Source organism: Yonghaparkia sp. Soil809, assembly GCF_001429705.1.
Classification (GTDB): Bacteria; Actinomycetota; Actinomycetes; order Actinomycetales; family Microbacteriaceae; genus Microcella.
On the sequence record NZ_LMSV01000002.1, the window covers coordinates 372,661 to 394,896 of the forward strand.

The 22,236-nt window shown below is 71.2% G+C and carries 24 protein-coding genes; 17 read left to right on the plus strand and 7 right to left on the minus strand.

All coding sequences use genetic code 11. The annotated features are described in order from the left end of the window. Window positions 1–47 precede the first annotated feature (47 nt). The 12 genes from ASG83_RS09355 (at window position 48) to ASG83_RS09410 (ending at window position 10,356) form a co-directional block, all read left to right on the plus strand. Window positions 48–725, plus strand: coding sequence for an L-threonylcarbamoyladenylate synthase (locus ASG83_RS09355; RefSeq protein WP_055860381.1), 678 nt, complete (start codon window positions 48–50; stop codon window positions 723–725). Then, window positions 722–1,978: an MraY family glycosyltransferase gene (locus tag ASG83_RS09360; protein ID WP_082599193.1), complete on the plus strand. Its 1,257-nt coding sequence runs from the start codon at window positions 722–724 to the stop codon at window positions 1,976–1,978. Before ASG83_RS09355 ends, ASG83_RS09360 begins: the two co-directional genes overlap by 4 nt. Next, a complete protein-coding gene (locus ASG83_RS09365) occupies window positions 1,975–2,433 on the plus strand; it encodes a hypothetical protein (RefSeq protein WP_055860383.1) in 459 nt (152 codons plus the stop codon). The genes ASG83_RS09360 and ASG83_RS09365 overlap by 4 nt, the downstream gene beginning before the upstream one ends. 161 nt (window positions 2,434–2,594) lie before the next feature. After that, a complete protein-coding gene (gene atpB, locus ASG83_RS09370; protein ID WP_369813329.1) occupies window positions 2,595–3,404 on the plus strand; it encodes a F0F1 ATP synthase subunit A in 810 nt (269 codons plus the stop codon). Between the two features lie 46 nt (window positions 3,405–3,450). Next, complete coding sequence (gene atpE, locus ASG83_RS09375) at window positions 3,451–3,684, plus strand: ATP synthase F0 subunit C (RefSeq protein WP_055860391.1); 234 nt, start codon at window positions 3,451–3,453, stop codon at window positions 3,682–3,684. 10 nt (window positions 3,685–3,694) lie between these two features. Continuing rightward, on the plus strand, window positions 3,695–4,246 hold the full coding sequence (locus ASG83_RS09380; protein ID WP_055860394.1) for a F0F1 ATP synthase subunit B: 552 nt from the start codon (window positions 3,695–3,697) through the stop codon (window positions 4,244–4,246). A 2-nt stretch (window positions 4,247–4,248) separates the two neighbouring features. Beyond that, on the plus strand, window positions 4,249–5,040 hold the full coding sequence (locus ASG83_RS09385; protein ID WP_055860397.1) for a F0F1 ATP synthase subunit delta: 792 nt from the start codon (window positions 4,249–4,251) through the stop codon (window positions 5,038–5,040). A 58-nt stretch (window positions 5,041–5,098) separates the two neighbouring features. Further along, the gene (gene atpA, locus ASG83_RS09390; RefSeq protein WP_055860400.1) at window positions 5,099–6,733 is read left to right on the plus strand and encodes a F0F1 ATP synthase subunit alpha; all 1,635 of its coding nucleotides are present in this window, start codon (window positions 5,099–5,101) and stop codon (window positions 6,731–6,733) included. A gap of 87 nt (window positions 6,734–6,820) precedes the next feature. Beyond that, the gene (locus ASG83_RS09395; RefSeq protein ID WP_055860403.1) at window positions 6,821–7,720 is read left to right on the plus strand and encodes a F0F1 ATP synthase subunit gamma; all 900 of its coding nucleotides are present in this window, start codon (window positions 6,821–6,823) and stop codon (window positions 7,718–7,720) included. Window positions 7,721–7,744: 24 nt separating this feature from the next. Beyond that, window positions 7,745–9,253: a F0F1 ATP synthase subunit beta gene (gene atpD / locus ASG83_RS09400; RefSeq protein WP_235451440.1), complete on the plus strand. Its 1,509-nt coding sequence runs from the start codon at window positions 7,745–7,747 to the stop codon at window positions 9,251–9,253. A gap of 2 nt (window positions 9,254–9,255) precedes the next feature. Further along, window positions 9,256–9,519: a F0F1 ATP synthase subunit epsilon gene (locus ASG83_RS09405; RefSeq protein WP_055860406.1), complete on the plus strand. Its 264-nt coding sequence runs from the start codon at window positions 9,256–9,258 to the stop codon at window positions 9,517–9,519. A 51-nt stretch (window positions 9,520–9,570) separates the two neighbouring features. Then, complete coding sequence (locus tag ASG83_RS09410; protein WP_235460151.1) at window positions 9,571–10,356, plus strand: YaaA family protein; 786 nt, start codon at window positions 9,571–9,573, stop codon at window positions 10,354–10,356. Window positions 10,357–10,380: 24 nt separating this feature from the next. Here ASG83_RS09410 and ASG83_RS09415 read toward each other — a convergent pair whose 3' ends face one another. Together ASG83_RS09415 and ASG83_RS09420 are read right to left on the minus strand one after the other, a co-directional pair. Beyond that, a complete protein-coding gene (locus ASG83_RS09415) occupies window positions 10,381–10,989 on the minus strand; it encodes a DNA-3-methyladenine glycosylase I (protein ID WP_055860409.1) in 609 nt (202 codons plus the stop codon). Next, window positions 10,989–11,570 carry a methylated-DNA--[protein]-cysteine S-methyltransferase gene (locus ASG83_RS09420; protein ID WP_082599194.1) on the minus strand — a complete coding sequence of 194 codons (582 nt, stop codon included), beginning with the start codon at window positions 11,568–11,570 and terminating at the stop codon, window positions 10,989–10,991. Before ASG83_RS09420 ends, ASG83_RS09415 begins: the two co-directional genes overlap by 1 nt. 111 nt (window positions 11,571–11,681) lie before the next feature. Here ASG83_RS09420 and ASG83_RS09425 point away from each other — a divergent pair, with 111 nt between their 5' ends. Further along, window positions 11,682–12,623: an aldo/keto reductase gene (locus ASG83_RS09425; RefSeq protein ID WP_055860412.1), complete on the plus strand. Its 942-nt coding sequence runs from the start codon at window positions 11,682–11,684 to the stop codon at window positions 12,621–12,623. A 12-nt stretch (window positions 12,624–12,635) separates the two neighbouring features. Here ASG83_RS09425 and ASG83_RS09430 read toward each other — a convergent pair whose 3' ends face one another. The 5 genes from ASG83_RS09430 to ASG83_RS09450 all read right to left on the minus strand — a co-directional run bounded on the left by ASG83_RS09430 (window position 12,636) and on the right by ASG83_RS09450 (window position 17,672). After that, window positions 12,636–13,712, minus strand: a complete 1,077-nt coding sequence (locus ASG83_RS09430) for a hypothetical protein (RefSeq protein WP_055860416.1) — start codon at window positions 13,710–13,712, stop codon at window positions 12,636–12,638. Between the two features lie 27 nt (window positions 13,713–13,739). Continuing rightward, on the minus strand, window positions 13,740–14,282 hold the full coding sequence (locus ASG83_RS09435) for a TspO/MBR family protein (protein ID WP_055860419.1): 543 nt from the start codon (window positions 14,280–14,282) through the stop codon (window positions 13,740–13,742). A gap of 74 nt (window positions 14,283–14,356) precedes the next feature. Then, complete coding sequence (locus tag ASG83_RS09440) at window positions 14,357–15,742, minus strand: FAD-binding oxidoreductase (RefSeq protein WP_235460154.1); 1,386 nt, start codon at window positions 15,740–15,742, stop codon at window positions 14,357–14,359. Further along, window positions 15,727–17,076, minus strand: a complete 1,350-nt coding sequence (locus ASG83_RS09445; RefSeq protein WP_235451479.1) for an aspartate aminotransferase family protein — start codon at window positions 17,074–17,076, stop codon at window positions 15,727–15,729. Before ASG83_RS09445 ends, ASG83_RS09440 begins: the two co-directional genes overlap by 16 nt. Before the next feature lie 128 nt (window positions 17,077–17,204). Continuing rightward, a complete protein-coding gene (locus ASG83_RS09450; protein WP_055860422.1) occupies window positions 17,205–17,672 on the minus strand; it encodes an Lrp/AsnC family transcriptional regulator in 468 nt (155 codons plus the stop codon). Window positions 17,673–17,794: 122 nt separating this feature from the next. On the opposite strand from ASG83_RS09450, the gene ASG83_RS09455 reads away from it, so the two are divergent. The 4 genes from ASG83_RS09455 to ASG83_RS09470 all read left to right on the plus strand — a co-directional run bounded on the left by ASG83_RS09455 (window position 17,795) and on the right by ASG83_RS09470 (window position 22,234). Beyond that, window positions 17,795–19,231: a gamma-aminobutyraldehyde dehydrogenase gene (locus ASG83_RS09455; protein ID WP_055860425.1), complete on the plus strand. Its 1,437-nt coding sequence runs from the start codon at window positions 17,795–17,797 to the stop codon at window positions 19,229–19,231. 57 nt (window positions 19,232–19,288) lie between these two features. Then, entirely contained in the window at window positions 19,289–19,942 is a 654-nt protein-coding gene (locus ASG83_RS09460; RefSeq protein WP_055860428.1) for an FHA domain-containing protein, read from the plus strand. Beyond that, window positions 19,939–20,730: a PP2C family serine/threonine-protein phosphatase gene (locus ASG83_RS09465; protein WP_055860431.1), complete on the plus strand. Its 792-nt coding sequence runs from the start codon at window positions 19,939–19,941 to the stop codon at window positions 20,728–20,730. Before ASG83_RS09460 ends, ASG83_RS09465 begins: the two co-directional genes overlap by 4 nt. Window positions 20,731–20,830: 100 nt before the next feature. Further along, the gene (locus ASG83_RS09470; protein WP_082599195.1) at window positions 20,831–22,234 is read left to right on the plus strand and encodes a serine/threonine-protein kinase; all 1,404 of its coding nucleotides are present in this window, start codon (window positions 20,831–20,833) and stop codon (window positions 22,232–22,234) included. The last annotated feature ends 2 nt before the right edge of the window (window positions 22,235–22,236 follow it).

Consider the following 22,236-nt stretch of genomic DNA (forward strand, 5'->3'; position numbering starts at 1 on the left):
CGCGCCAGGGCGGCCCTCCAAGCATGCCCCACTACGATGAACGCATCATGACCACCGTGTTCGACTGCTCCGTCGAGGCCGAGCTGCTCGCCGGTCTGCGCGCGGCTCGAGGCGCCATCGGGCGCGGCGAGCTCGTCGTCCTCCCGACCGACACCGTCTACGGCGTCGCCTCCGACGCGTTCCGCCCCGAGGCCGTCCAGCGGCTGCTCGATGCGAAGGAGCGCGGGCGCGACGCTCCGCCTCCCGTGCTCATCCCGGGCATCCCGACCCTCGCCGCCCTCGCCGAGAGCGTGCCGCCGGAGGTCGAGGCCCTCGTCGCCGAGTTCTGGCCGGGCGGGCTCACGGTGATCGTCGAGGCGCGCGAGTCGCTCGTGTGGGATCTCGGCGAGACGCGCGGCACGGTCGCCCTGCGCATGCCCGACAACCGCCACGCGCTGCACCTGCTCGCCGACACCGGCCCGCTCGCCGTCTCGAGCGCCAACATCAGCGGGCAGCCCGCCGCGCGGACCGCGCAGGAGGCGCTCGACATGCTCGGCGACCGGGTCGCCGTCTACCTCGACGGCGGCGCCGTGGGGGAGGGGCGCGACCCCGCGCGCGACCCGGGCTCGACGATCGTCGACGCGACGAGCCTCCACCTGCCCGACGGGCGGCTGCGCATCGTGCGCCACGGCGTCATCCCCGACGATGAGATCGCCCGCGTCGTCGGCGCGGAGCGCATCGCGTGACCTTCTACGCCCTCGTCGCTCTGATCGCCGCGATCGCGAGCTTCGCGGTCGGATCGGCGGTGCTGGCTCTCAGCCACCGATTCAAGCTGTACCCGGGCATCCGGGACCGGGACGTGCACACGCGCCCCACCCCCCGCCTCGGCGGCATCGGCATCGTGCTCGGGGTCGCGATCGCCCTCGCGGTCGCCTCGCAGATCAGCTGGTTCGAGCGGGTGTACTCCGACCCCTTCCCGATCCTCGCGATCGTGGCGGCGGCGGCGGTCATGCTCGTCGTGGGCGTCGCCGACGACCTATGGGACCTCGACTGGATGACCAAGCTGGCCAGCCAGATCCTCATCGCCGGCTTCCTCGCCTGGGCCAGCCTGCAGATCGTCTCGCTGCCCATCGGCCCGGAGAACGGCATCACGGTGCTCTCGCCGACCCTGTCGCTCATCGTGACGGTCCTCGCGATCGTGCTCGTGATGAACGCCGTCAACTTCATCGACGGCCTCGACGGTCTCGTCGCGGGAGTCACGCTCATCGCGGGCGGCGTCTTCTTCATCTACAGCTACATCCTGTCGATCACGACCAACCAGTCGGCGTTCAACCTCGCCTCGCTCACGATGGCGGTGCTCCTGGGGGCGACGGCCGGCTTCCTGCCCCTCAACTGGCACCCGGCGAAGATGTTCATGGGCGACGGCGGGGCGCTCGTGGTGGGCATGCTGATGGCGATCTCGACGATCACCGTCACCTCGCAGATCAACCCGAGCTCGATCGATCGCAGCCAGCTGCTGCCGGCCTTCATCCCGCTCCTGCTGCCGTTCGCGGTCCTCGTGGTGCCCCTGCTCGACTTCGGGCTCGCGGTGCTGCGGCGCCTGCGGGCGGGCAAGTCCCCCTTCAGCGCCGACCGCCTCCACCTGCACCACCGCCTGCTCGACATGGGGCACAGCCACTTCCACGCCGTGCTGATCTTCTACGCCTGGACGGCCGTCATCGCGATCGGCACCCTCCTGTTCATGTTCGTGCCGTGGGGATGGGCGCTCACGGCGGTCGTCCTCGGGCTCATCGCGTGCACGGTCGTGACGCTCGCGCCCCTGAGCACCCGGAAGCGCGCCGAGGCCGCGGCGCAGTCGAGCCACGACGCCGACGGTCCCCTCGCGCGGTTCGACCCGCTCGACGCCGCCGCGCCCCCGATCGACGCGGCGTTCGACGAGAACGACCCCGTCTTCGACACCCTGACCCGATCCCGTCGCCTGCCGGAGGAGACCCGATGACCGCCGCCGACCGCCCCCGATCCTCCGCCGCCCCCGCGCTGCGGCTCTCCCTCGTCTACGGCGCCTCCCTGAGCGTCGCGATCGCGGTCGTCGGCAGCATCGTCGGAGCGCTCGTCGCCGAGCTCCCCGGTCTCCTCAGCGGACTCATCGGCGCCGGCATGGGCTTCGTGTTCCTCGCCGTGACCGCCGGCAGCATCCTGCTCGCCGACCGGGTGACGAAGGGCGACCTGCTCTCGCCCGCCTACTTCGGGATCGTGCTCGGAGCCTGGCTGCTGAAGTTCGCGCTCTTCCTCGTGCTCGTCTTCACCCTGCGCGATGCGCCGTTCGTCGAGCCCGCAGTGCTCTTCGTCACCCTCGTCATCGCCGTCCTCGGCGGGCTCGTGGTCGACCTCGTCGCGGTGGCGCGAGCGCGCGTCCCGTACGTGAGCGATCCCCGCCCGACGGCCCGCCCGTAGCACCCCGCTGCGGCCCCGCCGGGCCGCCGCGCGGGCCCCCCGAGCACCCGATGCCGATTCGGTCTGGCCCCTTTTCCTTGATAGGGTGAGGGCAACTGCCGATCGCCGCGGCACACCTGTGTGCCGCCCCGATTCTGGAGACTCCCCTGAGCGCTGCCGCCCTGATCCCCCTGCTCCCGTTCGCGACCGAAGAAGGTTCCGAGGGAGGCTTCTCCGGTCCGTCGATCCTCGACTTCTTCCCTCCCGCGATCCTCTTCGAAGGCAATGAGTTCTTCGAGCTGAACCGCATCATGCTGCTGCGCCTGGTCGTCGTCGCGCTGCTGATCCTCGTGTTCTGGCTCGGCACCCGGAAGATGCAGCTGGTCCCCGGCCGCTTCCAGGGCGCCGTCGAGATGGGTCTCGACCTCGTGCGCGTGAACATCGCGGAGGACCTGCTCGGCAAGAAGGACGGCCGCCGCTTCCTCCCGCTGCTGACGACGATCTTCTTCCTGGTGCTGTTCCTGAACCTCACGGGCATCATCCCGGGGATCAACATCGCCGGCACCGCGGTCATCGGCCTCCCGCTCGTGCTCGCCGTCGCCTCGTACATCGCGTTCATCTACGCGGGCCTTCGCAAGCACCCCGGCGCGTTCCTCCGCAACGCGCTGTTCCCGCCCGGCGTGCCGTGGCCGCTCTACATCATCGTGACGCCGATCGAGTTCGTCTCGATGTTCGTCCTGCGGCCCATCACGCTGACGCTCCGACTCCTCATGAACATGGTCGTCGGCCACCTGCTTCTCGTGCTGTTCTTCTCGGCGTCGGCCTTCTTCATGACCGACCTCGGCGGCGGATGGATCCTCGCCGGTGTGGGCACCCAGCTCTTCGGTGTGGCGTTCACGTTCTTCGAGATCCTGGTCGCCGTGCTGCAGGCCTACGTCTTCACCCTCTTGACCGCTGTCTACCTCCAGCTCGCGCTGGCGGAAGAGCACTAGACCGAGCTCCCGCTCGGTTCATCCAACACGGAAGGAAACACCCCTCGTGGACGCAAACACCGTTCTCGCCGAGATCAACGGCAACATCGCGACGGTCGGCTACGGCCTCGCCGCGATCGGCCCCGCTATCGGCGTGGGCATCGTCGTCGGCAAGACCATCGAGTCGGTCGCCCGCCAGCCCGAGCTCCAGGGCCGCCTGACGGTCCTCATGTACATCGGTATCGCGTTCACCGAGGCGCTCGCCTTCATCGGTATCGCGACCTACTTCATCTTCGTCTAAGGAATCGCTCGTGCTCGAAGCACTCATCATCGCGGCGGAGGAGGGCGAAGCCGTCAACCCGCTGATTCCGGCGTGGTACGACATCGTCTACTCGATCATCCCGTTCCTGCTTGTCCTGCTCGTGTTCTGGAAGGTCGTACTTCCGCGCATGCAGGCCACGCTCGACGAGCGCAGCGCCAAGATCGAGGGCGGGATCAAGCAGGCGGAGTCGGCTCAGGCCGAGGCGAAGGCCGCGCTCGAGGAGTACAACAAGCTCCTCGCCGAGGCCCGCGCCGAGGCGTCGAAGATCCGCGAGCAGGCTCGCGTCGACGGCGGCGCCATCCTCGCCGAGCTCAAGGAGCAGGCGAGCACGGAGGCCGCGCGCATCACGGCGACCGCTCAGCAGCAGATCGAGGCGGAGCGCCAGGCGGCGCTCGTCTCGCTGCGCGCCGAGGTCGGCTCGCTCGCGCTCGACCTCGCGAGCGGCGTCATCGGCGAATCGCTCGCCGACGACACGAAGGCCACGGCCCTCGTCGACCGCTTCCTCGCCGAGCTCGAGTCCTCCGAGAAGGCGGCCAAGTAGGCATGGGATCAGCGACGAGAAGCGCCCTCGAGTCGGCCCGCAGCGCGCTGGCCTCCGCTCAGGGCATCGATCTGGCGGCCGGTGAGCAGCTGCTGTTCGCCGCGCGGACGATCGGCTCCTCGCCTCAGCTCGTGAACGCGCTCACCGACACCTCGGCGACGCCCGAGGCGAAGGCGGGCCTGATCGGCACGATCTTCGGCAGCATGCCCACCTCGGCCCGCACCCTGCTCGAGGGCATGGTCGCGAGCCGCTGGTCGAGCGGGGACGAGCTGCTGGCCGGCATCGAGGAGATCGGGATCCGCGCTGTCGCGGCCACCGCGCCGAGCACGGTCTCGGTCGAGGGCGAGCTGTTCGCCTTCGCTCGCGCCGTCGCCTCCGACCCCGAGCTCGAGCTCGCGATCGGCAGCAAGCGCGGTGACGCCGAGGGCAAGCTCGGTCTCGTGACGAGCCTGCTCGCCTCCTCCGCGAGCGCGCAGACCGTCGCCATCGCCGGCCACCTCGTGCAGCAGCCGCGTGGCCGTCGCATCGGCGCCCTCGTGCGCCACGGCGCGGAGCTCGTGGCCGACACCGCCGGTCGCGGGGTCGCGACCGTCACGGTCGCTCGACCGCTCACGAGCGAGCAGCGCGTGGCCGTCGACGCGAGCCTGGCGCGCCGCTACGGCCGGGCGTTCTCGATCGACCAGATCGTCGACCCGTCCGTCATCGGCGGCGTCCGCATCCAGGTCGGGGACGAGGTCATCGACGGAAGCGTCGCGGCCCGACTCACCGAACTCAAGCTCCGGCTGGCCGGCTAGGCCTTCGCCGTCACATCAGAACGGGCCCCACTCCGGGCCCGAACGAAAAGGGAAGAACATGGCAGAACTGACGATCAGCCCGGACGAGATCCGCGACGCGCTGAAGAACTTCGCCAAGGGCTACGCTCCCGGCGCCGCGGTCGCGACCGAGGTCGGTCGCGTCACCGACGCCGGTGACGGCGTCGCGCACGTCGAGGGCCTCCCGGGCGTCATGGCCAACGAGCTCGTGCGGTTCGCCGACGGCACGCTGGGCCTCGCGCAGAACCTCGACGAGAGCGAGATCGGCGTCGTCGTGCTCGGCGAGTTCACCGGCATCGTCGAGGGCATGGAGGTGACCCGCACGGGCGAGGTCCTCTCCGTCCCCGTCGGCGACGGCTACCTCGGCCGCGTCGTCGACCCGCTCGGCGTCCCGATCGACGGCCTCGGCGACATCGCCGCGGAGGGTCGCCGCGCCCTCGAGCTCCAGGCGCCCGGCGTCATGCAGCGCAAGAGCGTGCACGAGCCTCTCCAGACGGGCATCAAGGCCATCGACGCGATGATCCCGGTCGGCCGCGGCCAGCGCCAGCTGATCATCGGCGACCGCCAGACGGGCAAGACGGCGATCGCGATCGACACGATCATCAACCAGAAGGCCAACTGGGAGTCGGGCGACGTCTCGAAGCAGGTCCGCTGCATCTACGTCGCGATCGGTCAGAAGGGCTCGACGATCGCGGCCGTGAAGGGCGCGCTCGAGGAGGCCGGCGCCATGGAGTACACGACGATCGTCGCCGCACCGGCGTCCGACCCCGCGGGCTTCAAGTACCTCGCGCCCTACACGGGCTCGGCCATCGGCCAGCACTGGATGTACGGCGGCAAGCACGTCCTGATCATCTTCGACGACCTGTCGAAGCAGGCCGAGGCCTACCGCGCCGTGTCCCTCATCCTCCGTCGTCCTCCGGGGCGCGAGGCGTACCCCGGTGACGTGTTCTACCTGCACTCCCGGCTGCTCGAGCGCTGCGCCAAGCTCTCGGACGAGCTCGGGGCGGGATCGATGACGGGCCTGCCGATCATCGAGACCAAGGCCAACGACGTGTCCGCGTACATCCCGACCAACGTGATCTCGATCACCGACGGCCAGATCTTCCTGCAGTCCGACCTCTTCAACGCCAACCAGCGTCCCGCGGTCGATGTCGGAATCTCGGTCTCGCGCGTCGGCGGCGACGCGCAGGTGAAGAGCATCAAGAAGGTCTCCGGAACACTGAAGCTCGAGCTCGCGCAGTACCGCTCGCTCGAGGCGTTCGCGATGTTCGCCTCCGACCTCGACGCGGCCAGCCGTCGTCAGCTCGCGCGCGGCGCCCGTCTGACCGAGCTCCTGCGCCAGCCGCAGTACTCGCCGTACCCCGTGGAGGAGCAGGTCGTCTCGATCTGGGCCGGCACGAAGGGCAAGCTCGACACGATCGACGTCGACGACGTCCTCCGCTTCGAGCGCGAGCTGCTCGACCACCTCCACCGCAACACCTCGATCCTCACGACGCTGCGCGACACCAACGTGCTCGACGGCGACACCGAGGCCGAGCTCGAGAAGGCGGTCGACGCCTTCGTCCTCGAGTTCCAGGGCGGTGCCGAGGGCGGCGTCCACGCCGGTCACGAGGAGTTCGACGAGACCGAGGCCGACGACATCAACCAGGAGAAGATCGTCCGCCGCAAGCGCTAGGCGCGACGGCGGGCCCGCACCTCCACGGCGCAGGGCCCGCCGCGTACCGGCACCGGACATCCTCACCCCTCCGACAGAAAGAGAGACATGGGAGCGCAGCTTCGGGTCTACCGGCAGAAGATTCGGTCTGCCCAGACGACCAAGAAGATCACGCGTGCGATGGAGCTCATCTCCGCCTCGCGGATCCAGAAGGCTCAGGCGCGCATGGCCGCGTCGGCGCCCTACGCCCGTGCCGTGACGCGCGCCGTCTCGGCCGTGGCCACGTACTCGAACGTCGACCACGTGCTGACGACCGAGCGCGAGAACCCCCGCCGCGCGGCCGTCGTCGTCTTCACCTCCGACCGCGGCCTCGCCGGCGGCTTCAGCTCGCAGGTCATCCGCGAGGCCAACGAGCTGCGCACGCGGCTCGAGGGAGAGGGGCGAGAGGTCGTCAACTACCTCGTCGGTCGGAAGGCCGTTCAGTACTACGCCTTCCGTCGCCGCGCCGCGGCGAAGGAGTGGATGGGCGGCACCGACCAGCCGACGTTCGAGACCGCGAAGGACATCGCCGACACGCTCGTCGAGGCGTTCATCGCGGGCGGCGAGTCGGAGGGCGTGGACGAGATCCACATCGTCTACAACCGCTTCGTCAGCCTCGTCACGCAGACTCCCGAGATCGTGCGCGTCCTGCCCCTCGAGGTCGTCGACGGCGTCGAGGAGCCGGGCTCGACCGACGTGCTCCCGCTCTACGAGTTCGAGCCCGAGGTCGACGACGTGCTCGACGCGCTCCTGCCCGTGTACATCGAGAGCCGCATCTTCAACGCGATGCTGCAGTCGGCCGCCTCCGAGCACGCCGCACGTCAGAAGGCCATGAAGTCGGCCACCGACAACGCCGACAAGCTCATCCGCGAGTACACCCGTCTGGCGAACAACGCCCGCCAGGCCGAGATCACCCAGCAGATTTCCGAGATCGTGGGCGGCGCAGACGCCCTCGTCTCGGCGAAGTAAGCACCGAGAAAAAGGGACGAACCCATGACTACGACTGCTCCGGACGAGAAGACGCCCGCCGCGAAGAAGCCCGCGGCGAAGAAGGCCTCGACCTCGGCGACCCCCACCGCGAACGCCGGCGTCGGCCGCATCGCGCGCGTGACGGGCCCCGTCGTCGACATCGAGTTCCCGCACGACGCCATCCCCGGCATCTACAACGCGCTGCAGACGACCGTCACGATCGGGGAGGAGTCGACGACGCTCACGCTCGAGGTCGCTCAGCACCTCGGCGACGACCTCGTCCGCGCGATCGCCCTGAAGCCCACCGACGGCCTCGTCCGCGGCCAGGAGGTGCGCGACACCGGCGCCCCGATCTCGGTGCCGGTCGGCGACGTCACGAAGGGCAAGGTCTTCAACGTCCTGGGCGAGGTCCTCAACGGCGAGCCGGGCGCTGCCGTCGAGGTCAGCGAGCGCTGGCCGATCCACCGCAAGCCGCCGTCGTTCGACCAGCTCGAGTCGAAGACGCAGCTCTTCGAGACCGGCATCAAGGTCATCGACCTCCTCACCCCGTACGTGCAGGGTGGGAAGATCGGCCTCTTCGGAGGCGCGGGCGTCGGCAAGACCGTCCTCATCCAGGAGATGATCCAGCGCGTCGCGCAGGACCACGGCGGCGTCTCGGTGTTCGCCGGCGTCGGTGAGCGCACCCGTGAGGGCAACGACCTCATCCACGAGATGGAGGAGGCGGGCGTCTTCGACAAGACCGCCCTCGTCTTCGGCCAGATGGACGAGCCGCCGGGGACGCGTCTGCGCGTCGCCCTCTCGGCGCTGACGATGGCCGAGTACTTCCGCGACGTGCAGAAGCAGGACGTCCTGCTCTTCATCGACAACATCTTCCGCTTCACGCAGGCCGGCTCGGAGGTCTCCACCCTCCTCGGCCGCATGCCGTCCGCGGTGGGCTACCAGCCCAACCTCGCCGACGAGATGGGCATCCTTCAGGAGCGCATCACCTCGACGCGCGGTCACTCGATCACCTCGCTGCAGGCGATCTACGTTCCCGCCGACGACTACACCGACCCGGCCCCGGCCACGACCTTCGCGCACCTCGACGCGACGACCGAGCTCAGCCGCGAGATCGCGTCGAAGGGCCTGTACCCCGCCGTCGACCCGCTGACCTCGACGAGCCGCATCATGGACCCGCGCTACCTGGGCGACGACCACTACCGCGTCGCCACGAGCGTGAAGGCGATCCTCCAGAAGAACAAGGAGCTTCAGGAGATCATCGCGATCCTCGGTGTCGACGAGCTCAGCGAGGAGGACAAGATCACGGTGTCGCGTGCGCGCCGGATCCAGCAGTTCCTCTCGCAGAACACCTACATGGCCAAGAAGTTCACGGGCGTGGAGGGCTCCACCGTCCCGCTCAAGGACACGATCGAGTCGTTCGACGCGATCGTCCGCGGCGACTTCGACCACGTGGCCGAGCAGGCGTTCTTCAACGTCGGCGCGATCGAGGACGTCGAGCGCCAGTGGGCCCAGATCCAGAAGGAGAACGGCTGATCATGGCGGAGCTCTCCGTCAGCGTCGTCTCCGCCGACCGCGAGGTGTGGTCGGGGGCGGCGAAGCAGATCGTCGCTCGGACCACCGAGGGCGAGATCGGCATCCTCCCCGGGCACGAGCCGATCCTCGGCGTCCTCAGCGCCGGCGAGGTGCGCATCACTCCCGTGAGCGGCGCCGCCATCACGGCGCGTGCGGAAGACGGATTCCTGTCGGTCGAGAACGACACCGTGACGATCGTCGCGGGCCAGGCCGAGCTCGTCTCCTGACGTGTCCGGCCTCGGAACCCTCACGGGTGCCGGGCCGCGGAGGTCGGCGTCGTGACGACGCTGCTCCTCCCGCCCTCCGAGACCAAGCGCGACGGCGGAGCCGCGGGATCCTCTCTGGATCTCGCGGCTCTGTCGTTCCCTGATCTGGGGGATGCCCGGCGCACCGTCCTCGACGCGCTCGCGTCGCTCGCCGCCGACGATGCCGCCGCTGCTCGGGCGCTCAAGCTCTCGGCCCGCGCCGCGGAGCGCGAGCTGGCCCGGAACCGCGTCGTCCGCTCCAGCCCGACGCTCGCCGCGATCGACCGATACACGGGCGTGCTGTACGACGCGCTCGACGCCGCGACGCTCGCGCGCCCGGCACGCACGCGAGCGGAGGCGCACGTGCTCGTCCATTCGGCGCTGCTCGGTCTCATCGGCGCGGGCGACGCGATCCCGGCCTACCGGCTCTCGCACGACTCGCGACTGCCGGGGATCGCGCTCAAGCGTCACTGGAGCGGCGCGAACGCGGAGGTGCTCGCGTCGATCGGTGGTCCGATCCTCGATCTGCGCTCCGAGGGCTACGCGGCCCTCGGTCCGCTGCCGCAGCGCGACGACGCCCTCTTCGTGCGCGTGGTCTCCCTCGGGGAGGACGGCGCGACGCGCGCGCTGAACCACTTCAACAAGAAGGGCAAGGGGGCGTTCGTGCGCGCGCTCCTGGAGCGCGGGCCCCTGCCCGGGTCCGTCGAGGGCGTCATCGCCGCGGCGGGGGAGTGCGGCTGGCCGATGCGCCCGGGCGCCCCCGGCGAGCTCGAGCTCATCGTCCCGGCGACGCTCGAGGGGTTCGCCGCCGCGGGCTGATCGCGCCGCTGCTGACCGCGCCGCTCACCCCTCCGCGACTGCGCTGTCCGCCCGCCAGCAACCGTCGAGGTGATCGTCGACGAGGCCGGCGGACTGCATGAGCGCGTAGGCCGTGGTCGGCCCGACGAACCGCAGCCCCCGTGCCTTCAGCGCGCGTGCGAGCTCGATCGATTCCGGGGTGGTGGCAGGCAGTTCACCCAGTGAGCGGGGCCGAGCGGCGCGGTGCGCGGGCGCGTGCGACCAGATGAGCGCGTCGAGAGCGCCGGGCTCGTCCCGCACCCACGGCGCGATGACCTGCGCGTTCGCGATCGTCGCCGAGATCTTCGCGCGGTTGCGGATGATGCCGACGTCGTTCATCAGGCGGTCCGCATCGGTCTCGTCGAAGGCGGCGACGGCCTCCGGCTCGAAGCCGGCGAAGGCGGCGCGGAAGCCCTCGCGGCGCTTGAGGACCGTGATCCAGGAGAGTCCCGACTGGAACGCCTCGAGGCTGAGCTTCTCGAACAGGGCGCGATCCCCGCGGAGCTCTCGGCCCCACTCCTCGTCGTGGTAGCGCCGGTACTCCGGGTCGTCCCCAGCCCACCCGCAGCGCGCACGGCCGTCGGCGGCGACGACGAGGTCGATGCGGGCACCCATCAGCGGTGCGCGATGCCCTCGTGGTCCAGCAGCCACACCTTGGTGGGCACTCCGAGCCCCGCGCTGTAGCCCGTGATGCGCTGGTCGCCCGCGAGGACCCGGTGGCACGGGACGAGAAGGGGGACGGGGTTCGCCCCGACGGCTCCGCCCACGGCGCGACCGGCGGTGGCCCGCCCGGTCGCGCGCCCGAGCTCGCCGTAGCTGCGCACCGTGCCGAACGGGATCGCGTCGAGCTCCGCCCAGATCGCCCGCTGGAACGCGGTGCCCCCGAGCCGGACAGGCACGTCGAACTCCCGCCGATCGCCCGCGAAGTACTCGGCGAGCTGCGCGGCGGCCCGCTCGAGGACGGGTGTGGGGGCGTCCGGCCCCTCGCCGTCGCTGAAGCCGTCGGCGGTCTCGATCTCGAGCCGCGTCACGGCCTCGTCGTCGCCGATGAGCAGGATGCGGCCGAGAGGCGAGTCGACGACGAGACGACCCGCGGGGGAGGAGGACGGCGACGCCGAGGTGGGCGCGGCCGAGGCGGTGGGCGCCGCGGTGGACGCGGCTGCGGGAGGGGCGGCGGGGGCGGTGGTGCTCGTCATGTCGACAGGCTAACCGCCCGTGGCATCCCCGACCGGCGGGAATCGGACGCGGCTGACGCGCGCTCGCGGACCGCCTCCTGGGGAGGAGCGGCGCAGCCCCCGCCCGGGNGCGTGTCGACGATCGGGCTCGGCTGCAACAACTTCGGCCGCCCGGGCAGCGCGACCGAGTCGCAGGAGGGGACGACGCGCGTTCTGCACGCCGCGCTCGACCACGGCATCACGCTCATGGACGGCGCCGACATCTACGGCTACGCCTACGGGCGCAGCGAGTCCATGATGGGCGAGGCGCTGGCGGGCCGCCGCGACGAGGTCGTGCTCGCGACGAAGTTCGGGCACGCCGACTACGAGAGCCCCATCCCGCACTGGGGCGCGAAGGGCTCCCGCCGCTACATCCGCCTCGCGGTCGAGGGGAGCCTGCGCCGCCTGCGGACCGACTGGATCGACCTCTACCAGTTCCACACCCCCGACCCGGCGACCCCGATCGAGGAGACCCTCGCGGCGCTCGACGAGCTCGTCGACGAGGGCAAGATCCGCTACTTCGGTCACTCGAACTTCGCGGCCTGGCAGCTCGTCGAGGCCGACCTCGTGGCCGAGCTGCACGGCCACGAGCGCTTCGTGTCCGCTCAGAACGAGTACAGCCTGCTGACCCGCGGCGCCGACCGCGAGCTCCTGCCCGCGGCGGCCGCGCGCGGCGTCGGCGTTCTGCCGTACTTCCCGCTCTACAACGGCCTCTTCACGGGGAAGTTCACGCGCGAGGGCGGCCCCGCCGACTCGCGCATCATGCGCCAGCGCCCGCACCTGGTCGAGAACGCCCCCTGGGACCGCATGGAGGCCTACGCGGCCTTCTGCTCCCGCAGGGGGGTCGGGATGCTCGAGGCGACGGTCGCGTGGCTGCTGAGCCGCCCGGCCATCACGAGCGTCATCGCGGGCGCCACGACGCCCGAGCAGATCGCGCAGAACGCGGCGGCAGCGGATGCGTGGGCGCCGACTCCCGACGACCTCGCCGAGATCGAGCGCATCTTCCCCACGAACGACGTGCTCACGAGCTACTGACGAGCCCGGCGCTCAGCCGCTCGCGGGCGCGTCGACGCCCTCGCGCTCCTCGATCGGAACGAGCTCGACGTTGATCGAGCGGTTGAGGTCGTCGGCCTCGGCGTTGAGGGCGTCGAGCTCCTCGAGCAGGGCGTTGTACTGAGCGACGAGGGCGTTCGTCGCCTGCAGGCGCGCGTCGAGCTCCTGCTGGCGGGCGAGGAGCGCGTCGCGGTCGCGGAGGAACACCGACTGGCTCGTGTAGCCGCCGGGTTCGGCGGCGCGCGCGTTGAACGCCGTGATCTCCGCCTCGAGCGCGGTGGCGTCGGCGTCGTAGGCGGCCTGCTCGGCATCGATGCGCGCGCCGAGCGCCTCGAGCTCGTCGCTCAGGGCGGTGAGCCGCGCCTCGAGGTCGGCGAAGACGGCGTTCACCTGATCGGTGAGGCCGGCCGAGGCCGCGCGATCGACGAAGTACCGCGCGTAGTGCTCCTCGAGGGCGGCGGGCACCTGCGCGATCTCGCTGCCGATGATGGCGTACAGCTCGGGGATCCTCGAGCGCGGGTCCTGGGCCTCGTACGCGGCGATGCGCTCGACGAGCTCGTGGTCGGGGCCGAGCGCGGCGAAGGCCTCCTCGAGGAGCGGGGCGAGAGCATCCTGCTCATCCGCCGTCAGGCGGTCCCACGCGGCGTGCAGCATCTCGTGCGCCGCGACGACGGGCTCGAGCGCGGCGAGGTCGGGGTTCTCGACGTCATAGAGGTAGATGCGGCCGTCGTCGAGGGTGTAGCAGCCGAGCACGCCGATCCCCGGCTCGTCCGAGGAGCAGTAGTCGTCGAAGTCGCCCGCCGGCACGATCCGGGTGAGGCTCGCGTGCAGCAGATCGACGCCCTCCTCACCGACACCGGCTCGCTCGGCGTACTCCGCGACGAGCGGGTCGAGCTCGGTCGTCAGCACCGTCACCCGGTCGGCGATGATGCGCGGGTTCGCGACCGCCCAGGCCGCGCCGGCGATGACGACGCCCTGCGCGGCGATCGCGACGACCGCGAGGCCGATGAGGATGCCCCTGCCGCCGCGGGCGCGCGACCGGCGGCGATGCGCGGGCGGCGTCGAGGTCACGCCCTCACGCTACCGGCGGCGACGGGCTCAGCCGGCGAGAACGGCCATCGCGGCGTTGAGTGTCGTCGCGTAGAGCACCCACAGCCAGTAGGGGACGAGGAGCGCCGCGGCAGCCCGGCTGACGTCGCCGAAGCGGATGATCGTGGCGAGCACGGCGAAGTCGAGCGCGACGATGATCGCGAGGGCGACCCACAGGCCGGGGCCGCCGACGAGCGAGCCGAGCCCGAAGAACGCCGGGGTCCAGATCGCGTTGAGGGCGAGCTGCACGCCGTAGACGGTGAGTGCGCGAGTGCGCTCGGGGGAGGACGGTCGGCGCCAGACGAGCCACGCGGCGACCGACATCGCCGCGTAGAGGAAGGTCCAGACCGGGCCGAAGACCTCGTTCGGCGGCGTCCACATGGGCTTCGCGGCCTCCGCGTACCAGCCGTCGATCGCGGGCTGCGAGATGAGCGAGCCGACGAGGCCGATCACGAGCGAGAGGGAGAGGAGTCCGAGGAGGACGAGGCCGGAGCGGAGCCCGGAGCGGTCGGCGAGTCGCGTCGCCGTGGTCGCCGTGCGCGTGTCGGTCATCCGGCCCTCCTTCCGCATCGCAGGTTAGGGGCGCTTGCTCCGAGCCTCCTGCGCGTGCGCTGGGCGGGAGCGGTTCAGTGGCCGACGAGCGGCGCCATCGCGCGGGCGATGAGAGACGGCCGCCTCGTGAGACGCTCCTCGATGTCGGCCCCCGTCATCGCGACGAGCCCCGCGTTCGCGCCGAGGAACCGCAGGGGCTCCGGCTCCCAGGACGGCGAGCGGTGCCCGACCCACGGCAGGCGCGTGAGCTCGGTGTCGGCGCCCGTGATGAGATCGGCGAGCGTGCGGCCGGCGAGGTTCGTCGTCGACAGCCCGTCGCCCACGTAGCCGCCGGCCGAGCCGAGGCCCGTCCGCGGGTCGTACGCGACGCTCGCGTGCCAGTCGCGCGGCACCCCGAGGGGCCCGCCCCAGGTGCTGCTGACCTCCAGCGGGGGCAGCTGGGGGAAGAGCTCCTGCACCGTGCGCCGCAGGTGGTCGAAGACGCTTCCCACTCGGTCGTACTCGGGCCGGATGGCGCTGCCGAAGTGGTACCTCGCGCCGCGCCCGCCGAAGGCGATGCGGTCATCCGCCGTGCGCTGGCCGTAGATGACGAGGTGGCGGCCGTCGGAGAAGGTCTGGCCGTGCTCGATGCCGATCTCGTCCCAGACCGCGGCCGGCAGCGGCTCGCTCGCGATCATGAGCGAGTACAGGGGCAGGATGCGGCGGCGCGACTGCGCGACCGTCGCCCCGTACCCCTCCAGGGCCGCGATCACGTGCCGGGCGCGCACGCGCCCCCGAGCCGTCTCGACGACCCCCGGCGCCCACGAGGTCACCTCGGTGCCCTCGTAGATCGTGGCGCCGCGGCGCTCGACGATGCGCGCGAGCGAGCGCGTCAGCCGCGCCGGGTGCACGCGCGCGCAGGCCGGGTCGAATACGGCGCCGCGCGCGTCCGAGGCGCGCACGCGCTCGGGGCCCCAGAGCTCGAGAGCGTCGGCGCCGAAGGCGCGCGCCTGCTCGACCTCGGCACGGGCATCCGCCCACTGGGTGTCGGAGCGGGCGAAGACGACGGTACCGCCGAGCGCGTAGTGGGCGTCGATGCCCTCCTCGGCGATGACGCGACCCACCTCCGCGACGGTGCCGATCATGGCCCGGCGCATCGCGATCGCGGCGGCGCGCCCGTGGGTCTGCGCGAGCGACGCCGCGGAGCGCGGGAAGAGGGCGGACACCCAGCCGCCGTTGCGACCGGATGCGCCGAAGCCAGCGATGCGCTTCTCGAGCAGGGCGATGCGCAGCGAGGGGTCGCGTCGCTGCAGCTCGTACGCCGTCCAGAGCCCCGTGAGCCCCGCGCCGATGATCGCGACGTCGGTCTCGAGGTCGCCCGGCAGCGACGGGCGCGGCGACAGATCGTCGCCGGCCGTCGCGTGCCAGTGGCTCAGCCCCGCGTAGCGCTGCGCCGAGTGGTCGTCTAGAGCCGCGTCCACGCCTCGGTGAGCACCTTCCGCAGGATTCCCTCGATCTCGTCGAACTCGGCCGGGCCGATCGTGAGCGGGGGAGCGAGCTGGATGACGGGGTCACCGCGGTCGTCGGCGCGGCAGTAGAGCCCGGCGTCGAAGAGCGCCTTCGACAGGAAGCCGCGCAGCAGGCGCTCGGCCTCGTCGTCGGAGAAGGTCTCCTTCGTCACCTTGTCCTTCACGAGCTCGATGCCGAAGAAGTAGCCCTCGCCGCGCACGTCGCCGACGATCGGGAGATCCTTCAAGCGCTCGAGCGCGGCGCGGAACTTCGGCGAGTTCTCGCGCACGTGCTCGAGGATGCCCTCCTCCTCCATGATGTTGAGGTTCTCCAGGGCGACGGCGGCCGAGACCGGATGCCCGGCGAAGGTGTAGCCGTGGTAGAACGCGGTCTGCCCGTGCTTGAACGGCTCGTACAGCCGGTCGCTGACGATCATCGCGCCGAGCGGCGAGTACCCGCTCGTGAGGCCCTTCGCGCTCGTGATGATGTCGGGCACGTAGCCGAGGGCGGTGCACGCGAACATCTCGCCGATGCGGCCGTAGGCGCAGATGACCTCGTCGCTCACGAGCAGCACGTCGTACTTGTCGCAGATCTCGCGCACGCGCTGGAAGTAGCCGGGGGGCGGCGGGAAGCAGCCGCCGGAGTTCTGCACGGGCTCGAGGAAGACCGCGGCGACGGTGTCGGGGCCCTCGAAGAGGATCGCCTCCTCGATGCGGTTGGCGGCCCACTGGCCGAACTCCTCGAGCGAGCCGTGGAAGCCCATCTCCTCGGCGCGGTAGTAGTTCGTGTTCGGCACGCGGAACCCGCCGGGGGTGAGCGGCTCGAACATCTCCTTCATGCCGGGGATGCCCGTGATCGCCAGCGCCCCCTGCGGCGTGCCGTGGTAGGCGATCGCGCGCGAGATGACCTTGTGCTTCATGGGCTTGCCGGTGAGCTTGAAGTACTGCTTGGCGAGCTTCCAGGCCGACTCGACGGCCTCGCCGCCGCCGGTGGTGAAGAACACGCGGTTGAGGTCGCCGGGCGCGTAGTCGGCGAGGCGGTCGGCGAGCTCGATGGCCGTGGGGTGCGCGTACGACCAGAGCGGGAAGAACGCGAGCTCCTCCGCCTGCTTGCGCGCCGCCTCGGCGAGGCGCTCGCGGCCGTGGCCGACCTGCACGACGAAGAGCCCTGAGAGGCCGTCGATGTACTTCTTGCCGTGCGAGTCGTAGACGTGATGGCCCTCGCCGCGCACGATGATCGGCACGCCGGCGCCCGATTCCATGCCCGACTGACGGGCGAAGTGCATCCAGAGGTGGTCGCGGGCCATCGTCTGAAGCTCGGCCTCGCGCGTCGCGCCGACGGAGCCCGGCAGCTCGCCGCCGCCCGTCGCGCCATGAGCGTCGTGCACGTCGTGCGTCTCGCTGGTCTGCTTCTTCTTGCTGCGGGTGAAGAGTGTCATCGTGTTCCCCAGTTGTAGAACTGCTTGAGCAGTCGTAGATAGACGAACGTCTCGGTCGTCTGAACGCCGTCGATGCCGCGGATCTGCTTGTTCAGCAGATCGATGAGGTCGTCGTCGTTCTCGCAGACGACCTCGGCCATGATGTCGAAGCTCCCGGCGGTGAGGACGACGTAGTCGACGGCAGGGATGCGCGCGAGCGCCTCCGCGACCGAGGTCGTGTCGCCGGCCACCCGGATGCCGATCATCGCCTGACGGTAGAAGCCCAGCTGCATCGGATCGGTGACCGCCACGACCTGCATGACGCCCGACTCGGTGAGCTTCTGGACCCGCTGACGGACGGCCGCCTCGCTCAGGCCGACCGCCTTGCCGATCTCGGCGTAGGAGCGCCGCCCATCGTCCTGGAGCTGCTCGATGATCGCCTTCGAGACATCATCGAGCTGAACGGGCTTGGAACGGGCTGCCATTCCCCGATTCTGTCAGTGCTCGCGGACTAATTCAAGTGAATCCGCACCGCGAAGCGGATTCGGGCGACGGATTCCGTCGTATTCGCCTGGAATCCGCGCGAATCGAGCGCTACAGTTCCGGCATGAGCGTTCGCACCCTGACCAATGTCGTCGACGGCCGCACCGTCGCCAGCCGCGCCGACGCCGGCATCGACCTCATCGATCCCGCGACGGAGGAGGTGTACGCCCGCGCCCCCATCAGCACGCCGGAGGAGATCGACGAGGCCTATCGCGCCGCCGACCGCGCGTTCTCGCACTGGGGCCGCACGACGCCCGCCGAGCGGCAGCTCGCGCTCTTCCGCCTCGCCGACGCGGTCGCCGAGCGCGCCGAGGAGTTCGCCGACCTCGAGTCGCAGGACACCGCCAAGCCCCGCGCGACGCTCGTCGCCGACGAGATCGACCAGTCGGTCGATCAGCTCCGCTTCTTCGCCGGGGCCGCGCGCGATCTCGACGGCCGATCGGCCGGCGAGTACCTCGCCGGCCACACCTCCTACGTGCGCCGCGAGCCCATCGGCGTCATCGGCCAGGTGACGCCGTGGAACTACCCGCTCAACATGGCCGTGTGGAAGATCGCGCCCGCGATCGCCGCCGGCAACACGGTCGTGCTCAAGCCGAGCGACACGACTCCGCTCTCGACGCTCCGGCTCGCGGAGGTCGCGGCGGAATTCCTGCCGGCCGGCGTGCTCAACGTCGTGATGGGCGACCGGAGCACGGGCGCGGCCCTGCTGCAGCATCCCACCCCCCAGATGGTCGCGATCACCGGCTCGGTGCGCGCCGGCATGGAGGTCGCGCGGTCGGCGGCGAGCGACCTCAAGCGCGTGCACCTCGAGCTCGGCGGCAAGGCCCCGGCGATCGTCTTCGCCGACGCCGACCCCGAGAAGGTCGCCGAGGGCCTGGTTCTCGCCGGCTACTTCAACGGCGGTCAGGACTGCACCGCCGCGACGCGCGTCATCGTGCACGAGTCGGTGCACGACGCGGTCGTCGAGGCGCTCGCGGCGCGCGCCCGCAGTCACGGCCGCACGGGCGCGCCGAACGAGGAGGGGATCCTCTACGGGGCGCTCAACAACGCCGCCCAGCTCGAGCGCGTGAGCGGCATCGTCGACCGGCTGCCCGCCCACGCCGACATCGTCACGGGCGGTCGCCGCCAGGGCGAGCGCGGCTACTTCTACGAGGCGACGATCGTGACCGGCATGCGGCAGGAGGACGAGGCGGTGCAGGAGGAGATCTTCGGACCCGTGCTCACGGTGCAGACCTTCCGCGACGAGGCGGAGGCGCTCGCGCTCGCCAACGGCGTGCGGTACGCGCTCGCGGCGAGCGTGTGGACGAACGATCACGCTCGCGCGATGCGCCTGAGCCGCGACCTCGACTTCGGCTGCGTCTGGATCAACACGCACATCCCCTTCGTCTCCGACATGCCGCACGGCGGCTTCAAGCACTCCGGCTACGGCAAGGATCTCTCGCACTACGGCTTCGAGGACTACACGCGCCTCAAGCACGTGATGACGTACCTCGGCGAGTGACGCGCGGCCGGGGAGCGCGCCCGACCGCGCCCTCCCGCGGGAGGTAGCGTGGTCGGCATGGGGGAGCTCGAGGGGGATGCCGCCGACACCGTGATCCGGCGCCGGCCTTCCGGCGTGTCCGCCTCCGATCCCGGCCCGCCCTCGGCCGCGCCCCAGCCGCACGGCGACGAGCCCCCGGGGGACGACACCGTCATCCGACTCGTCGAGCCGTTCCTGCCCTCGCGCAGCCGGGTCGCCGACCGCCCCGTGCTCCTGCTCGACTCGCTCCTGCCGCATCGCCCGGGCGACGCCGCGAGCGCGCTCGCAGGCGCGGGGGAGGCGCCCCCGATCGGCGAGCACGCCGACTTCGCCCTCCGCGTGCCGGGGGTCGAGCATCCGGTGCCCCTCGATCTGCCCGTCGTGATCGGGCGGCGGCCCGGCGCGAGCCGCGTGCCCGAGGTGCCGGCGCCGCGCCGGATCGTCGTCCCCGCCGATCGGCAGGGCGTGTCCGGCCGCCACGCTCGGATCGAGCAGCTCGGGGAGTCGGTCGTGGTGACCGACCTGGGTTCCAGCAACGGGACCGTCGTACACTTGCCGACGGGGCCGCAGCTGCGGCTCCGCCCGGGCGAGTCGTGCGTCGTGCTCCCCGACTCGACCATCGCCCTCGGCGACGGGATCGACATCGTCGTCATGGCGGTCGACCGTCCTCAGCCCCCACGGAGTACCTCGTGACCGCGCTCGGCCGCAGCACCGTCCGCCACGTCGTCGCGCTGCCGCACCGCGGCGAGGTCATCGAGCTCTCCTGGCACGGGGTCACCCACACCGGCTACCGCCGCGCCGCCAACGAGGACAGCTATCTCGCCGACGTGCCCCTCTTCGCGGTCGCCGACGGCATGGGCGGGCACGCGCACGGCGATCGGGCGTCCGACTCCGTCGTGCGGCGCCTCCAGGCCGCCGTCGACGGCGACTTCGTCGAGAGCGAGGCGATCGCCGAGGCGCTGCGCCTGGCGACGTGGGACATCCACGAGCTCGACGAGGAGGACCGCGGCATCGGCACGACCGTGACGGGCGTCGCGCTCACGATGCACGAGGGCCGCCCGGTGCTCACCGTCTTCAACGTCGGCGACTCGCGCGTGTACTCCTTCATCGGCAACGAGCTGCGGCAGGTCACGACCGATCACTCGATGGTGCAGGAGCTCGTCGACTCCGGCCAGCTCGCCGCCGCCGACGCCGACAGCCACCCGGAGGCCAACGTGATCACGCGCGCCGTCGGGTTCTCCACCGAGCCCGACATCGACTTCGCCCGGATCCCGCTCGAGCCGGGCATGCGCCTGCTGCTCTGCTCCGACGGCCTCACGAAGGAGGTTCCGGCGGAGCGCCTGCGCCTCCACCTCGCCGCCCGGCTGAGCGCGCGCGAGACCGCCAACGCGCTCGTCGACGCCGCGCTCGCGCAGGGCGGCCGCGACAACATCACGATCATCGTCGTCGACATCGTCCGCGCTCCCGAATCGCTGGACTGACCCCGGTCGTTCCGATGTCGTCACATCCCGGCGACGCGGCGCCCGAGTGCGTCGGCCTGCTCCTACACTGAGGGTGACTCGAGCGGGGAGGGGGGAATCCGTGGCACGTCGCCGACCGTCAGAGCCGCCGATCCTGCCCGGCTTCACGCACATCCGTCTGCTCGGGTCGGGCGGCTTCGCCGACGTCTTCCTCTACGAGCAGAACATGCCGAGGCGGCACGTCGCGGTCAAGGTCATGCTCGCCGACGTCGTGACCGAGAACGTCCGGCAGATGTTCCAGGTCGAGGCCAACCTCATGGCCCAGCTCTCCTCCCATCCGGGGATCCTGACGGTCTACCAGGCGAGCATCTCGGCCGACGGCCGGCCGTACCTCGTGATGGAGCTCTGCTCCGCGCGCCTGGCCGACCGCTACCGGAAGGAGCGCCTCCCGGTCGCGGAGGTGCTGCGCATCGCCGTGCAGATCGGCAGCGCGATCGAGACCGCGCACCGCGCGGGCGTGCTCCACCGCGACATCAAGCCCTCGAACATCCTCACCACCGCCTACGGGCACCCGGTCCTCTCGGACTTCGGCATCGCCGCGACCCTGAGCGCCGCGGCGAGCCACGACACGGTGGGGATGTCCATCCCCTGGTCGGCGCCCGAGGTGCTCCTCGACCACACGCCCGGCGCCGTCACGAGCGAGGTCTGGTCGCTCGCGGCCACGACCTATTCGCTGCTCGCCGGGCGTTCGCCGTTCGAGATCCCCGACGGCCCGAACACCTCCGACGAGCTGATGGGCCGGATCACGAAGGCCCGCGTGCCGGCGATCGGTCGCGACGACGTGCCCGAGGCGCTCGAGGCCGTGCTGAAGCGCGCGATGTCGCGCGACCCCTCCCGCCGTCAGCAGAGCGCCATGGAGCTGGTCCGAGAGTTGCAGCGCGTCGAGCTCGAGATGGGCCTCGTGCCCACGCAGGCCGACGTCTCGGTCGAGGAGTGGGCGCTCGCGACCGTCTCCGACCCGGGCGACCGCACGATCGTCAAGGCCGTCGCCCCGGCCTCCGCGGCCGGTCGGCCGGCGCGCCGCCGACGCCGGCCCCCCGCCCTCGACGCGGCCGGACCGGCGGAGTCGGCGGAGAGCTCGACGCAGAACGGCGGCCGCGTCGGACGGACCTCCGGCTCGCGCGCCGCCGCGGTCGTGCTCGTTCTCGTCTCGCTCGTCGTCATCGGTCTGGGAGCGGCGGCGACGATGCTCGCCCTCCGGGGCGAGGACGAGATCCCGCGCGTGACGGGCATCCAGGCTGCGCAGGACGGCGGCACCATCGTCTTCACGTGGGCGGATCCCGGTCTCGCCGAGGGCGACTCCTTCCGCGTGCAGGTCGCCGACGCGGGCCAGACCGTGCAGCGGGAGACCGAGTTCGCCGTCGCAGTGGACCCGGGCGAGCGGGCGTGCATCACGGTCAGAGTCGTGCGCGAGGGCCGCGTGGGCGACGCGAGCGGCGAGAAGTGCGCCGAGGCGGGGGCGTGAGC